This is a genomic window from Aeromonas sp. sia0103, from assembly GCF_963895295.1.
Taxonomy (GTDB): Bacteria; Pseudomonadota; Gammaproteobacteria; order Enterobacterales; family Aeromonadaceae; genus Aeromonas; species Aeromonas encheleia.
This window is the reverse complement of the sequence record NZ_CAWQKG010000060.1, coordinates 47,373-62,093: the sequence shown is the minus strand read 5'-3', so window position 1 is coordinate 62,093 and position 14,721 is coordinate 47,373. Positions and strand designations below refer to the sequence as shown.

12 protein-coding genes and 1 pseudogene are annotated in these 14,721 nt (G+C 63.4%); 7 read left to right on the top strand and 6 right to left on the bottom strand.

Translation table 11 applies throughout. From position 1 onward, the window contains the following. Nucleotides 1-69: 69 nt before the first annotated feature. Both menD and AACW18_RS17905 read right to left on the bottom strand, forming a co-directional pair. Entirely contained in the window at nucleotides 70-1,797 is a 1,728-nt protein-coding gene (gene menD, locus AACW18_RS17910; protein WP_218389520.1) for a 2-succinyl-5-enolpyruvyl-6-hydroxy-3-cyclohexene-1-carboxylic-acid synthase, read from the bottom strand. A gap of 47 nt (nucleotides 1,798-1,844) precedes the next feature. Beyond that, nucleotides 1,845-3,188 (bottom strand): isochorismate synthase, encoded by a 1,344-nt coding sequence (locus AACW18_RS17905; RefSeq protein ID WP_218389435.1) that lies wholly within the window; start codon nucleotides 3,186-3,188, stop codon nucleotides 1,845-1,847. A 210-nt stretch (nucleotides 3,189-3,398) separates the two neighbouring features. Between AACW18_RS17905 and AACW18_RS17900 the strand changes: the two genes are divergently transcribed. From AACW18_RS17900 to AACW18_RS17880, 5 genes are all read left to right on the top strand, one after another. Further along, nucleotides 3,399-4,304, top strand: coding sequence for a 1,4-dihydroxy-2-naphthoate polyprenyltransferase (locus AACW18_RS17900; protein WP_042651975.1), 906 nt, complete (start codon nucleotides 3,399-3,401; stop codon nucleotides 4,302-4,304). A gap of 270 nt (nucleotides 4,305-4,574) precedes the next feature. After that, complete coding sequence (gene cstA / locus AACW18_RS17895) at nucleotides 4,575-6,701, top strand: pyruvate/proton symporter CstA (protein WP_218389434.1); 2,127 nt, start codon at nucleotides 4,575-4,577, stop codon at nucleotides 6,699-6,701. Between the two features lie 61 nt (nucleotides 6,702-6,762). After that, the gene (locus AACW18_RS17890; protein WP_025325546.1) at nucleotides 6,763-6,960 is read left to right on the top strand and encodes a YbdD/YjiX family protein; all 198 of its coding nucleotides are present in this window, start codon (nucleotides 6,763-6,765) and stop codon (nucleotides 6,958-6,960) included. Nucleotides 6,961-7,154: 194 nt separating this feature from the next. Beyond that, nucleotides 7,155-8,189 (top strand): CobW family GTP-binding protein, encoded by a 1,035-nt coding sequence (locus tag AACW18_RS17885; RefSeq protein ID WP_218389433.1) that lies wholly within the window; start codon nucleotides 7,155-7,157, stop codon nucleotides 8,187-8,189. Further along, nucleotides 8,182-8,400, top strand: a complete 219-nt coding sequence (locus AACW18_RS17880; protein ID WP_218328670.1) for a DUF6500 family protein — start codon at nucleotides 8,182-8,184, stop codon at nucleotides 8,398-8,400. Before AACW18_RS17885 ends, AACW18_RS17880 begins: the two co-directional genes overlap by 8 nt. A gap of 72 nt (nucleotides 8,401-8,472) precedes the next feature. Here AACW18_RS17880 and AACW18_RS17875 read toward each other — a convergent pair whose 3' ends face one another. From AACW18_RS17875 to dbpA, 4 genes and pseudogenes are all read right to left on the bottom strand, one after another. After that, on the bottom strand, nucleotides 8,473-9,957 hold the full coding sequence (locus AACW18_RS17875) for a PepSY-associated TM helix domain-containing protein (RefSeq protein ID WP_218389432.1): 1,485 nt from the start codon (nucleotides 9,955-9,957) through the stop codon (nucleotides 8,473-8,475). 330 nt (nucleotides 9,958-10,287) lie between these two features. Beyond that, nucleotides 10,288-10,397: pseudogene (locus tag AACW18_RS17870) on the bottom strand (YkgJ family cysteine cluster protein); the annotation flags it as partial. Nucleotides 10,398-10,426: 29 nt separating this feature from the next. Continuing rightward, nucleotides 10,427-10,717: a YkgJ family cysteine cluster protein gene (locus AACW18_RS17865; RefSeq protein ID WP_042651981.1), complete on the bottom strand. Its 291-nt coding sequence runs from the start codon at nucleotides 10,715-10,717 to the stop codon at nucleotides 10,427-10,429. 83 nt (nucleotides 10,718-10,800) lie between these two features. After that, nucleotides 10,801-12,180: an ATP-dependent RNA helicase DbpA gene (dbpA, locus tag AACW18_RS17860; protein ID WP_042651982.1), complete on the bottom strand. Its 1,380-nt coding sequence runs from the start codon at nucleotides 12,178-12,180 to the stop codon at nucleotides 10,801-10,803. A gap of 537 nt (nucleotides 12,181-12,717) precedes the next feature. Here dbpA and AACW18_RS17855 point away from each other — a divergent pair. Continuing rightward, entirely contained in the window at nucleotides 12,718-13,923 is a 1,206-nt protein-coding gene (locus tag AACW18_RS17855) for a NupC/NupG family nucleoside CNT transporter (RefSeq protein ID WP_218389431.1), read from the top strand. A gap of 128 nt (nucleotides 13,924-14,051) precedes the next feature. Further along, complete coding sequence (locus AACW18_RS17850; RefSeq protein WP_218389430.1) at nucleotides 14,052-14,642, top strand: lipid-binding SYLF domain-containing protein; 591 nt, start codon at nucleotides 14,052-14,054, stop codon at nucleotides 14,640-14,642. Nucleotides 14,643-14,721 lie beyond the last annotated feature (79 nt).

The window sequence follows — 14,721 nt, the reverse complement described above, 5'->3', positions numbered from 1 at the left end:
TTGAGATTCTCGGTCGCCTCGGTGTCATTCGGCACCTTGATTTCAATCCGCACTGTTGCTGACTCTGGTTTAGCTGCCACGGATGGCGGCTCCCAGTGCCTTGAGATCCTCGGCCACCTCGGCGCTCGGTACCTTGATTTCAATCAGGGTTGCCCTGTTTTCCAACGAGGGGTTTTCCAGCGCGGTGGCGTAGGCCTGCTCGAACTCGGCCAGGGTGGTAGGCGCGTGGTAGGCGAGGCCGAACATGGCGGCGGCGTGCGCGAAACTCAGGCCGTGGGGCAGGCAGTAGTAGGTTTCCAGCAGCCGATCGCCGGTGGGCACCGGCAGCATGCGGAAGATGCTGCCGCCGTCGTTGTTGAGCAGGATCACCACCAGTGGCCGGCTCGACTTGCCGAGCAGGGCCAGGCTGTTGAGATCGTGCAGGGCGCTGAGATCGCCGAGCAGCAAGGTGGTGGGCTCGTCGCTGCCCTGCTCGATCGATTGTGCGAAGCCATAGGCGCTGGCGATCAGGCCGTCGATGCCGGAGGCGCCGCGGTTGGTCATCACCCGGCTCGGGCCCTTGCCGGTCTCGCCGAGCATGTCCATCAGCCGGGCCGGCATGCTGTTGCCGACGAACAGCTGACCCTGAATGAGGCTGCCGAGGCGATGGCAGACCCCGAGCTCGGAGAAGCGATCACAGGCCGCCCGGATCTGCTGGGTCGCGCTCTGCTGGCGCTCCGCCAGACGGTGCCAGGGCTGCTGATCGTTGACTGGATGGGCGGCGGTGAAGGCGCTGGGCTCGCAGACCAGGCGGCGGCGCAGCCGATAATCCGGGTCGAGGCGCGCCGGTTGCGAGTCCACCAGCCAGTAATCCTGCCAGGGGTGCTGCTTGATGAACTGGCCGAGTCGCTTGGAGATGAGGCGGGCACCGAACTGCAGCAGCACCTCGGCGCGGGCCAGCTCGGCGGTGAAGTCGTGGTCGTTGAGGGCCAAATCCATGTGGATAAGGTTGCGGCTATCGAAGCGGATCTGGCTCTGCAGATCCGCCAGCAGCGGCCAGCCGAGTCGTTCGGCCAGCCCGGCCACCACCAGTGCCTCGGCGGGATCCTGGATGCGGCCCGCGACGATGACGCCGCGCTTGCCCTGCAGTGCCGCCCAGTCGGGCTGGCGGGGGCAGGCTTGCTCGGCCTGCTGCCAGGGGCTCCAGGGCTTGTCTGAATGCAACCAGTCGCCGAGCGGCGCCAGGTAGTCGGCAAACTCCTGATACTCGTCACCGGGGTAGAGCGGCTCGGGGTACATGCAGTTGAAGTGGACAGGCCCCGGGGTGCGCACCTGCTGCGCCAGCGCCTGATCCACCGAGCTCAGCACGAAGGCGGCCGGGATGCTGGGGGTGGGGCTCGGCAGGTTGAGCTGATAGACGGGGTAGTGGCCGAAGATCCCCTGCTGCTGGATGGCCTGGTTGGCGCCGTTGTCGATGAGCTCGGGCGGCCGATCGGCCGAGAGGATGATGAGCGGCACCCCGGTCAGCTGCGCCTCGGCCAGCGCGGGCCAGAGGTTCGCCACCGCGGTGCCCGAGGTCATGATCACCGCCACCGGCCGGTTGCTGCCCTTGGCCAGCCCCAGCGCCATGAACCCCAGGCCCCGCTCGTCGAAGTGGAGGTGGCGACGAAAGCCGGGGTGGGCGGCGGCGGCCATGGTGAGCGGCGCCGAGCGGGAGCCGGAGGCCAGCGCCAGATCCCGTACGCCGAGGCGATAGAGCTCCTCCAGCAGGAGGGAAGACCAGACGTGGTTGAAGGTGGCATGTCTACTGGTAAACACGGGGCTCGCAAACATGGGAAGGCTCGCTAGGGGTCGATGAGAAGACGCTATCCCAGCAGGGAGAGCACGTTGGCGATCTTGTTGTCGAGCTCGGCCCACTCGGCGGCAGGCTCCGAGCCCGCCACTATGCCCGCCCCGGCGAACAGGGTGATGGTCTGCTCCCTGACCAGGGCGCTGCGGATGGCGACGGAAAACTCCGAGGTCTCCCGGCTCAGCATGCCGCAGGCCCCCGCATACCAGCCGCGATCATAGGGCTCGAACGCGCGGATGAAGGCCAGCGCCGACTCGCGCGGGGCGCCGCCCACGGCGGGGGTCGGGTGCAGGGCATCCAGCAGCTGCCAGTCGCCCACGCCGGGGCTGAGATCGGCCTCGATGTCGCACTTGAGGTGCTGCAGCAGCCGCAGCTTGAGGATCCGTGGCTCGGTCAGGCTGGCGCGGCTGGTGAGCGGTGCCAGCCGGTTGAGGATGTCGGCATGGACCAGCCGGTTCTCCAGCCGGTTCTTGCTGTCGGTCAGCAGCTCGGCCGCCAGCGCGGCATCGGTCGCCTCGTCACCGGAGCGGCGGATGGTGCCCGCCAGCGCCTCGGTGAACAGGTGGCGCCCCTCCCGCCGGTAGAGTCGCTCGGGGGAGCAGGAGATGAAACTCTGCTCGGGGGAGAACTGGAAACCGAAGTGGAAGCACTCCTGGGCGTGCTGCGCCCATTGCGCCAGCAGGGACCAGGGAGAGAGGGCGGCCTGGCGGTGGGCCGAGCCGTCTCGGGGCCTGAGGCGGCTCTCCCGTGACAGCACCACCTTGGGGGTGTGGGCCTGGGCCGCCGGGGCTGTGACTTGTTCTACCAGCGCTTGCCAGAGGGCCGGGGAGGGGCAATCTTCCCGCTGCCAGGCCTGCCTGTGCAGTGGTGGCAGGGGGGCCTCCGACTGCAGGGCATCGAGGGCGGCCTCGGCGGCCCGCAGCTCGGCGTCGAATTCGCTCGCCCGCTCCGGGGCCGGCAACCAGAGGTTCAGGCAGAGGCTGATACACTCGCCGCGGCGCACCAGCTCGATGCGCGGCAGCACGAAGCGGCAGGGGCCAAAGCCCGGCCAGCCGGGCTGGGTCGGATCGAACGCCAGGCCGCCGTAATAGCGCGGGCTGTCTTCGCTGTCGGTGCCGGTGTTGTCACAGACCCGCCGAATGTCCTCCGGCCGGCTCAGCTCATGGATGCGGCCGAGGGCGACATACTCCGGGCTCTTGGGGCCACGGGCCTGCCAGTAGATGCGGGGATAGAGGGTCTGCGCCGTCAGCCAGCCCAGGAAGGATTGTACTTCGACCGCCACGCGCAGCCGGACGAAGCCGCTGACATGACTGTGACGCAGGGCGTCCAGTTGTTGCTTGATATGGGTCTGAGCCAACATGGATGTCTTGTCTGAGCCGGATAATCGCAATCGCTCTGGGGGGAGGATGGCGCAGGTTGATGCCAAAGGGCGATGATTTCCTATATATTATCCGCCCATTCTTCCATGTAAATTGCCCGAGGGAGCAGCGCCCCCACGGAGCCAAGTATACCGAAATCCGGTTCGATAACCCTTAACACGATCAATATCTGATTGTTTGGCCATCACAATATGACAAATACCTTCTCTGTTTGGTTGCTGGCGGCGCGTTTGCGAACGTTACCGCTCGCGTGCTCCTCCATCTTGCTGGGCTCCGGCCTGGCGGCCAGCCGGGGTGCCTTCGATGGCGCCATCATGGGCCTCTCCCTGCTGACCGCCATCCTGTTGCAGATCCTCTCGAACCTGGCCAACGACTATGGCGATGCGGTGTCGGGTGCCGACAACGGCGAACGGATAGGCCCCCAGCGGGCCGTGGTATCGGGTCTCATCACCCGGCGACAGATGTGTGTGGCCATGGGGCTGACCGCGCTGGCGGCCGTGGTGAGCGGGCTGGCCCTGCTGGTCTGTGCCTTCGGGGAGGAGTGGGTGCAGATCCTCGCCTTCGTGGGGTTGGGTGGGGCGGCCATCGTCGCGGCCATCACCTACACGGTGGGCAAGACTCCTTACGGCTATCGGGGTTTCGGCGATATCTCGGTGTTCCTGTTCTTCGGTCTGCTGGGGGTGCTCGGCTCCTACTACCTGTTCACCCATACCCTGCAGTGGGATCTGCTGCTGCCCGCCACCGCCTGCGGCCTGCTGGCCACCGCCGTGCTCAACATCAACAACGTGCGGGACATCGAGACCGACGCCGCCAGCGGCAAGGTCACCCTGGCGGTGCGGCTCGGTCGCAATCGCGCCATCGCCTATCACTGGCTGTTGCTGGGGGCGGCCCTGTTGACCACCATCGCCTTCCTGCTGACCCAGCAGACCAGCCTCTGGGCCTGGATCTTCCTACCCGCCATGAAGCCGCTCACCGATGCCGCCCGCACCCTGCGCGAGAGCTTCGACGGCGAGGTGCTGACAGGGGCCCTCAAGAAGACCGCCATCAGCGCCTTCCTGTTCAGCCTGCTGCTTTCCATCGGGCTGGCGCTCTCCTGAATAGGGATTGGCGCTCTCCTGCAGAGCTCCACGCCAGAGAGGGCCCTTCGGGGCCCTTTTTATTGGCCTGTCCTGCGGATTTTTTCAATCAATTCAAAATCGTTCCGTGGATGAGCGGGCAGATGGCCGTGATCCGGCCGGCAATATTGATAAATTCTCGCGACCGGGTGCCGAGTTGTGACGAGCCCCAATTGTGGCACCGGGGTGATTGCTATAGAGATGTAACCGTACAGGGTTGTATATGTAAAAACCAATGACGGGAACACACTTATGGACAAGTTAGGGAAACACCTAGGATGGGTGCTGATGGCGCTGGTTGGCGCCAGTTCACTCGGTTATATCGCCCTCAACCGGGGCGAGCAGATCAACGCACTCTGGATAGTGGTCGCGGCGGTGTGCGTCTATCTGATCGCCTATCGCTACTACGGCCTCTTCATCGCCAAACGGGTGCTGGGGGTCGATGGCAGTCGCATGACCCCGGCGGTGCGTCACAACGACGGTCTGGACTATGTGCCGACCGACAAGAAGGTGTTGTTCGGCCACCACTTCGCCGCCATCGCCGGCGCCGGCCCCCTGGTCGGCCCCGTGCTGGCGGCCCAGATGGGCTACCTGCCCGGCATGCTGTGGCTGCTGGCCGGGGTGGTGCTGGCGGGGGCGGTGCAGGACTTCATGGTGCTGTTCGTCTCCACCCGCCGGGACGGTCGCTCCCTCGGCGAGCTGATCAAGTCGGAGATGGGTCCGGTCGCCGGGGTCATCGCCCTGGTCGCCACCTTCATGATCATGGTGATCATCCTGGCGGTGCTGGCGATGATAGTGGTCAAGGCGCTCACCCACAGCCCCTGGGGCACCTATACGGTCGCTTTCACCATACCGCTGGCGCTCTTCATGGGGATCTACACCCGCTATCTGCGCCCTGGCCGCATCGGTGAGGTGTCGCTCATCGGGCTGGTGTGCCTGATCTTCGCCATCGTCTCCGGTGGCTGGGTGGCCGAGAGCGCGACCTGGGCACCCTATTTCGATTTCGACGGCGTGCAACTGACCTGGATGCTGGTGGGCTACGGCTTCGTCGCCTCTGTGTTGCCGGTCTGGCTGCTGCTGGCGCCCCGTGACTACCTCTCCACCTTCCTCAAGATCGGCACCATCATCGGCCTGGCCATCGGCATCCTGATCATGCGGCCGACCCTGCAGATGCCGGCGCTGACCCAGTTCATCGACGGCACGGGCCCGGTGTGGGCGGGGAGCATGTTCCCCTTCCTGTTCATCACCATCGCCTGTGGCGCCGTGTCCGGCTTCCACGCGCTGATCGCCTCTGGCACCACCCCCAAGATGCTGGCCAACGAGAACCAGGCCTGCTTCATCGGCTACGGTGGCATGTTGATGGAGTCCTTCGTCGCCATCATGGCGCTGGTCTCCGCCTGCGTCATCGATCCGGGCGTCTACTTCGCCATGAACAGCCCACTGGCGGTGCTGGCCCCGGCGGGTACCGCCGATGTGGTCGCCTCCGCCGCCGCCGTGGTGAGCGGCTGGGGCTTCCAGATCACCCCTGATACCCTGACCCGCATCGCCAGCGAGGTGGGTGAGCAGAGCATCATCGCCCGTGCCGGCGGCGCCCCGACCCTGGCGGTCGGCATGGCCTACATACTGCACGGCGCCCTCGGCGGCCTGATGAACGTCGCCTTCTGGTATCACTTCGCCATCCTGTTCGAGGCGTTGTTCATCCTCACTGCGGTGGACGCCGGTACCCGTGCGGCGCGCTTCATGCTGCAGGATCTGATGGGGGTCATCTCGCCCTCCCTCAAGCGCACCGACTCCCTGCTGGCCAATCTGCTCGCCACCGCCCTGTGCGTGCTGGCCTGGGGTTACTTCCTGCATCAGGGGGTGGTGGATCCCCTCGGCGGCATCAATACCCTGTGGCCGCTGTTTGGCATCGCCAACCAGATGCTGGCGGGCATGGCACTGATGCTGTGCGCCGTAGTGCTGTTCAAGATGAAGCGTCAGGCCTATGCCTGGGTGGCGCTGCTGCCCACCAGCTGGCTGCTGATCTGTACCCTGACCGCCGGTTGGGAGAAGACCTTCAGCGACAATCCCAAGCTCGGCTTCCTGGCCATCGCCAACAAGTTCCAGGGGATGATCGACAGCGGCACCATCCCGGCCCAGTACACCGAATCCCAGCTGGCCCAGCTGGTGTTCAACAACCGGCTGGATGCAGGCTTGACGATGTTCTTCATGCTGGTGGTGGTGGTGCTCGCCGCCTTCTCGGTCAAGACGGCCCTCAAGGCGCTGCAAAACCCGCAGCCGACCGCCAACGAGACCCCCTATCAGCCGATGCCGGCGGGCAAGGGAACGGCTCAGCCCGAGTCTGATGACGACGGCGATCTGGCCCCCAGCCTCAAGTAAACGAGTCAGCAGGCCGGCACCCCGGGGTGCCGGCCCTCATCGATAGCCCCAAGGAGCTAGCATGTTCGATACCCTGGCCAAGGCGGGCAAGTATCTGGGGCAGACCGCCAGACTGATGGTGGGTGTGCCCGATTACGACAACTACGTGCAGCACATGCGGCTGACTCACCCCGAGCAGACCCCCATGAGCCACGACGAGTTCTTTCGCGAACGCCAGGATGCCCGCTACGGCGGCAAGAATGGCGGGCGCTGCTGCTAATACTCTGCCACTTCCTATCACAGGACTGCCATCAGGCCCCGGCTAGATATGGCAGGAACAGCCATTCATCCTCTCATCACAGGACTCCCATCATGACGCAAGCAGTAGCGGTCACCCTTTACTGAGAGGTTTTCTCGGTGCCAGCGAGCGATAGCGGGCACTGCAATGCATTCCCTTACCATAGGACTCCCATCATGACGCAAGCTGTAGCGGTCACCCTGCTGACCGGTTTTCTCGGCGCCGGCAAGACCACCCTGCTCAACCACTTCCTGCGCCACCACGCCGATGCCTCCGTGGCCATCCTCGAGAACGAGTTTGGCGCCGCCAATATTGATGGTGCCCTGCTGGAGGGAGGATCCGGAGTCAGCGTGGTGGAGCTCAGCAACGGCTGCGTCTGTTGCAGCGTGCGCGGTGAATTCCGCGCCGCCCTGGCCGATCTGCTGGCCCGGCGGGCCGCCGGGGAGTTGCAGTTCGAGCGGCTGATCGTCGAGACCACGGGGCTCGCCGATCCCGCCCCCATCATCCAGACCTTCTTCGTCGAAGAGGAATTGCGGGATGCCCTGCGCCTGGATGCGGTCGTGACCCTGGCCGATTGCGAGCACATAGCCCGTCAGCTGGACGAGCACCCGGTGGCGGCGGCCCAGCTCGGCTTTGCCGATCGCATCCTGCTCACCAAGACCGACCGGGTGGACGGGGCGACGCGGGAGGCTGCCATCGCGCGAGTCCACGGGATCAACCCCAAGGCGCAGATCATCGACATAGTGCAGGGGGAGTGCCCGGCCGAGCTCTGGCTGGATCTCGATGCCTTCGCCCTCAGCGACGAGCTGAGCCTCAGCCCCGGCCTCAACATAGTGCGTGCCGGTCGGCAGGGCTTCGAGGCGTTTCGCCCGCTCTCGGCCCAGTCCCGTTCCTGGCACGACGCCATTTCGGCTCAGCTGTTCGAGGGGGCCGAGCTGGATTTGAAGAAAATAGGCGCCTTTATGGAGCAGTGCGTCGAGCAACATGGCAACGACATGCTGCGCTACAAGGGGGTGTTGGCCATCGCCGGCGAGGCGCGCCGCCTGATAGTGCAAGGGGTGCACAGGGTGGTAGGCTTCGATTACGGCTCCCCCTGGGGGGAGGAAGTACCGCAGTCCAGGCTGGTGATCATCGGTCGCTACCTGCCCGTCGAGGCGCTGCGGGAGGGCTTTGCCCGGACGCAAGCCGGAGGAAAAACGACAGATGCGTGAATCACTGAGAGAGAAGATCATCCAGGTCTGCCACCAGAAAATCGCGCAGAAGGGGGAGGCGGTCGGCGTCTCCTTCTATGCATTTTTTGCCAACAAGAACGATGATCCCGCCTTGCTGATGGAGGCCGCCAGCTGGTGGATCCAGACCCATAGGCTCGATCACTTCGAGAAGGCCCGGAAGATCATCGCGCTGGTGGAGGGGATGAAATAGGGACGGGGATGAGACAACAAGGGCTCCTGATGAGGAGCCCTTGTTGTTTGTGGCCATAGCCAGCGAGTGGCTTTAGTTGGCTTGCGCCAGTCCGGCCGCGCGGCGGGAGAAGATCAGGCTGTCCAGCAGCCAGATGGCGACCATGGAGGCCCCCACCAGCGGGAAGCAGATCCCGAGCAGCACCAGCACGGCCAGCGCACCGCGCATGGGCGGCAGCACGGCCGGCAGGGGTGGCGCGGCGAGGCGACCCTGCGGACGGCGGCTCCACCAGATCCAGAGCCCGCTCACCGCGCTCAGCAGTACCAGCAGGCAGATGATCAGCATGGCGAGTTGATGGGGCCAGCCATAGAGCTTGCCGGTGTGCAGCATGACGCCTGTCTCCACCACCTTGGCGACCGGGCCGTAATCCTGCCAGCGCACGTCGGCCAGCACCTTGCCGCTGTACTGATCGATATGCAGGGTGGCGTCGTTGCGCGGATCGTCGGCGAACAGGGCTATGGTGTAGACGCCGCTCTTGCCGGCCGGCGGCGTGATGCTGTAACCCGGGGTAACCTTGCGCTCTCTGGCGATCTCGACCACCTGTTGCAGGCCGATGCGATCCTGCGCCATGACCATGCCGTCATGCTCGCCGCCCTGGTTCATGGCACTGTGATCGTGGCCCTCGGACGCCGGTTGCGCAGCGGGTGAGGCCGTCTCTGGCATCGCCATGGCAGCCATCTGGTCGGGCGCGACCGAGCTCGGCATGGGGGTGCTCTCCATCGCCCAGGGCACCGTCTGGTCATGGGGCTGGTTGAGGCTGCGGGCGAGGGGGGCCGACTTGGGCACCTCGTTCCACATGGCGGCCGGGAAGCGATTCCAGACGTTGGCGAACTGATCCCCCCAGAAGCCGGTCCAGGTCATGCCGCTCAGCAACAACAGCAGCAGGAAGCCGGCGCCCCAGAAGCCGACCACGGCGTGCAGGTCGCGCCACCAGAGCCGCCCACGCTGATTCATTCTGGGCCAGAGAATGCCGCCCACGCCGGGCCCCTTGCGCGGCCACCACAGGTAGAGGCCGCTGACGAGCAGCACTATGCCCCAGCCGGCCGCCAGCTCGATCAGCCGATCCCCGGTGGTGCCGAGCAGCAGTTCCGCATGCAGGGCGCGGGCCACCGCCTGCAGATTCCACTGGTTGTCCATGGTGCCGAGCAGGGCGCCACTGGCGGGATCCATAAACAAGGTCAGCTCGCTACCCTGGCGTTTGACGACAAACTGGGCGCTCAGATCCGTGGCCGCAGGGGGCAGGTATTTGCTCAGGCTGACGTCCGGCATGGCGGTCCGCGCCTTGGTCCACAGCACATCCGCGCTTAGGGCCTTGCCCTGCTGTGGGTCGGCACTCTGGGCGTGAGCGGCGGGCTGCACCTTCATCAGCTCGGGATAGAGCAGGTTGTCGAGCTGGGGCTTGAACAGATACACCATGCCGGTGAGGGAGAGCAGGATCAGAAAGGGGGCGACGAACAGGCCGGCATAGAAGTGCCAGCGCCAGATCCGCTGGTAGTGATTCGCGTCGTGGTTTTTCATCTCTGATCCTTGCGGCGGTGGCAAACATTACGGCTGGTGGAACCTTTGGGTGGCGCGGATGATAGCAGCAACGTTTTGTTAACTGCAATAAAACAAAGTCGGCTCGATCATAGACGGAGAATGCCTGCGAGCAGGAGGCCTGACAGAGGCTAAACAGGCCGGTAAGAAGACGATAGTCACCCGGTGGAGCAGATGAGCATTGTGGATCAGCGCCGATGGGGATGCTGGTTCTGACGGGTAAAACGGGGATGACTGCGGCGGTAAAGAGGGGAAAGACGCCATGGGCGCGGCATATCATCGAGGGGGCGATCCAGCGCCGCTACGCCGTGGCTAGCTTAGGTTGATAAACCACTTGTCCCGCTCGTCGACACAGTCGGGCTCACCCATCTCGAACTCCCGGCAGATGAGGGGCGCACTTCATAGAGGCGGCACATCATTGAGGGGGTGATCCAGCGCTGCCGTGCGGTGGTCAGGAAAGGTTGATAAACCACTTGTCCCGTTCGTCGATGCAGTCGGGCTCACCCATCTCGAACTCCCGGCAGATGAGGGGGCGGACTTCATAGATGCGGCACATCATGGTGTTGCGATCCAGCGCCGCACACCAGCCATCTTCCAGCCGGTGCATCACGGGCACCTGTCCTTCTATCTCGTCCACATAGCGATCCGGTACGCCGGTGTCGGTGAACAGCATCACCTCTAGGCGGCAACAGCAGGCTTCGCAGTTCTGGCAGCTGACTTCGGGCGGGTTGGCTTGGGACATGGTTCATCTCATGGCGTGTGACTGGGTTGGCAGGGGAAACAGGCGCCGATAAAGGCGCCTGTGCACCGGGCTCAGGTCAAACCTTAGCCCAGCTTGCGGGCGCGATAGGTGCGGCCCTTGATCTTGCCTTCCTGCAGCCGCTTGAGGGCGGCGCTCGCCACCTGACGTTTGACCGCCACGTAGGAGTGCTGCTCCGAGATCTGGATCTTGCCGACGTCGGCACCGGCGATGCCGCCTTCGCCGGTCAGGGCGCCGAGGATGTCACCGGCCCGCACCTTGGTCTTGCGGCCCGCATCGATGGAGAGGGTCACCATCTGCGGCGCGATCGGTTTGATCTCGCGGCCGATCCCGGCCAGATCCCCTTGCGGGATGGGAGCCTGCTGGTACTCCTCGATCAGGTTGACGCGCTGGGCCTCGTTCGGCTGATAGAGGCTCAGGGCCAGGCCCTGCTGGCCGGCACGACCGGTACGGCCAATGCGGTGCACATGCACCTCGGGGTCGTAGGTCAGCTCGTAGTTGATGACGGCGCCCAGCTCCTTGATGTCCAGCCCACGGGCGGCCACATCGGTGGCGACCAGTATGGTGGCGCTGCCGTTGGCGAAGCGCACCAGCACCTGGTCCCGCTCGCGCTGCTCGAGATCGCCGTTCAGCGCCAGCGCCGAGAAGCCCTTGGCGGCCAGATGCTCGGCCACGTCGTTGCAGGCGCGCTTGGTATTGCAGAACACCACGCAGGAGCTCGGCTGATGGTGGCTCAGCAGCCAGGTGAGGGCGTCGAGGCGCTGACCGGCGGGCACTTCATACAGCTTCTGCTCGATGGCGCTGCCCTCGTGCAGGGACTCCACGCTCACCTCGACCGGATTGCGCTGCACGCCGCGGCTCATCTGGGCGATCCCCTCCGGATAGGTGGCGGAGAACAGCAGGGTCTGGCGGCGCTCGGGCGCATAGCTGATGACTTTATTGATGTCTTCGCCAAAGCCCATGTCCAGCATGCGATCCGCTTCGTCCAGCACCAGCGTCTCCAGGCTGGACAGTTCCAGGGTGCCCTGCTCCAGATGCTTGAGAATGCGGCCAGGGGTGCCGACGGCGATGTGGGCACCGAAGCCCAGGGTGGCGGACTGAGGCGCGGTCGGGGTACCGCCACACAGGGTCACCAGCTTGACGTTCGGCAGGGCGCGGGCCAGACGACGGATCTCCTGGGCGACCTGATCCGCCAGCTCGCGAGTCGGGCAGAGCACCAGGGCCTGCACGTCGACACGGTTGACGTTGAGTCGGGAGAGCAGGCCGAGGGCGAAGGCGGCGGTCTTGCCACTGCCGGTTTTTGCCTTGGCGATCAGGTCTTTACCGTCGAGCACCAGGGGCAGGCTCTGAGCCTGGATCGGGGTCATCTGCAGATAACCCAGGCTGGCGAGGTTCTCCAGCAGGGCGGGGGAGAGGTTGAGGCTGCTAAATTCGCTGTTGTTCACAAGAGGACTCTATATCGGGAAAACGGGCTGCGCGTGGCGCAAGGGCGCGCATTGTACCAGAGAGTGCCGCCGCGTGGGATGGATTGTGGCGGATTTTTGAACGCCAGAGCCGAAGGCGTCGGCCAGGCTGGGATCCCGTGATAGGGAGGTTGGGAGTCGATCCGCCCCGGCGTAACGACCTCGATGGCTATTGACTAATTATGCGCAAACGAGATAAACGTTTCCCATCTGATTTGATTAAATATTGCGATGCCGAGCCGGTTTTTAATGGGCTGACAGCCAGACGGGTCTGCGGGAAATAATGAGGAAATAGAACGCCATGCGAAGAAATTGAAATATAACTCATTGTTTTTTATTTGATATTTTTATCATAAGCGATGATGGGACTCTTATTTTATGATTAATTAATTTAAAAACGTTTGTATTATCCTGGGTGCATATTTTTACCGCAGATTGTGATGGCTATCTGATTTTTAAATATGCAAATCTCTATGATGGCGCCGGTCAAAAATTACAATTCACTCAGGTGCTACTGGTATGGAATACGTTCACTTTGTGCTCGGACTGGTGATGGTCCTCGTGCTCGCGTTGCTGGCTAACCGCCACAACTGGAAACAGATCAAGCTGCGCTATATCGGCCAGCTGTTGGTGGTGGAACTGGCGCTGGCCTGGTTCATGCTGAACTCCGAAGTGGGCCTGGCCGTGGTGGGTGGCTTCGCCGCCGGCTTCACCAAGCTGATGGAGTTTGCCAAGCAGGGTACTGACTTCGTGTTCGGTGGCCTGGTCAACGAGGGAGCCTTCTCCTTCTTCCTGATGGTGTTGATGCCCATCGTCTTCATCTCGGTGCTGATCGGTATCTTGCAGTATATCCGTCTGCTGCCCATCATCATCCGTGGCATCGGCACAGTGCTGGCCAAGATCAACGGCATGGGCAAGCTGGAATCCTTCAACGCCATCAGCTCCATGATCGTCGGCCAGTCCGAGAACTTCATCGCGCTCAAGAACACCCTGCCGCACCTGAACGAGAAGCAGATGTACACCCTGGCGGCGACGGCCATGTCCACCGTCTCCATGTCCATCGTCGGTGCCTACATGCAGCTGATCGAGCCGCGTTACGTGGTGGCCGCGCTGGTGCTCAACATGTTCAGCACCTTCATAGTGCTGTCGCTGATCAACCCGTACGAGCCGGACAACTCGGTCACCGATCTGAAGGCCATCGCCGAGGGTGACGAGCACCATACCCCGAAGAAAGAGAACTTCTTCGAGATGCTGGGCGAATACATCATGGCCGGTTTCTCCGTGGCCGTGATCGTGGCCGCCATGCTGGTCGGTTTCATCGCCCTGATCGCCCTAGTCAACTACCTGTTCGAGATGGCGTTTGGTGTCAACTTCCAGTACGTCATGGGCTACCTCTTCTATCCGATCGCCTGGATCCTGGGTATCCCCAGTGGTGAGGCGCTGCAAGCCGGCTCCATCATGGCGACCAAGCTGGTGACCAACGAATTCGTGGCCATGATGGATCTGGGCAAGATTGCCGCCGATCTGTCCCCGCGCACCATCGGTATCCTCTCCATCTTCATGGTGTCGTTCGCCAACTTCAGCTCCATCGGCATCATCGCCGGTGCGGTGAAGGCGCTGAACGAGGAGAAGGGCAACATGGTCTCCCGCTTCGGTCTGAAGCTGGTGTACGGCTCTACCCTGGTGAGCCTGCTCTCCGCGGTGATCGCCGGTGTGATGATCTAACCTTCACCCCATTTATGCTGATAAACCCCTGCCCAATCAGGGGTTTATTTTTTCCTGGCCCGGAACTTTTCTATTTTATCCTGCTCTGAACTGATTGAATGAAAATGAACCAGGACCGGGAGAGCAGGATGAGATGGTTGATATGGGGAATGGCAATGCTGCTGGCTGGCTGCGCCGCCAAGGGGGACACACCGGAGCAGAAGCGAGGCTATGTGCAGGAGATGCGTGAGCAGGTGCTGAGCGAGCTTTATCAGGAGAAGGCGAGCATCCGTGATGAGGTGCAACAGGCCAAGGGTTATGCAGTATTCTCCAGCGTCAACAACAGCCTGGTCTTTGTCAGCGCAGGCAGCGGCTTTGGTGTGGTGCGGGACAATGGAACCGGCCAGGATGTCTACATGAGCATGGCCAATGCCGGGGTGGGGCTGGGTCTTGGCATCAAGGACTTCAGGGCGCTGATCCTGTTCAACGATGAGGAGGCGCTGAAGCACTTCATCGAGGTGGGCTGGGAGGCGGGGGCGCAGGCCGATGCGGCGGCACGCTCAGGTGACAAGGGCAGCGAATTGCTCAATAAAACCGCCAGCACGGGGACCAAGAAGGTGACCGTCTATCAGCTGACCCAAAGCGGTCTGGTGTTGCAGGCGACCCTGCAGGGTTACAAGTACTGGACCGATGATGAACTCAACGCACCCGGTCCGGCCGAGGTGCAGACGGTGCAGTGATCTGCCATGAGCTCATCTTATGCGCGAGATCGTTGAACCATGCTGGTTGGCTATATTGGGGGTTAATGAGAGCGGTCAG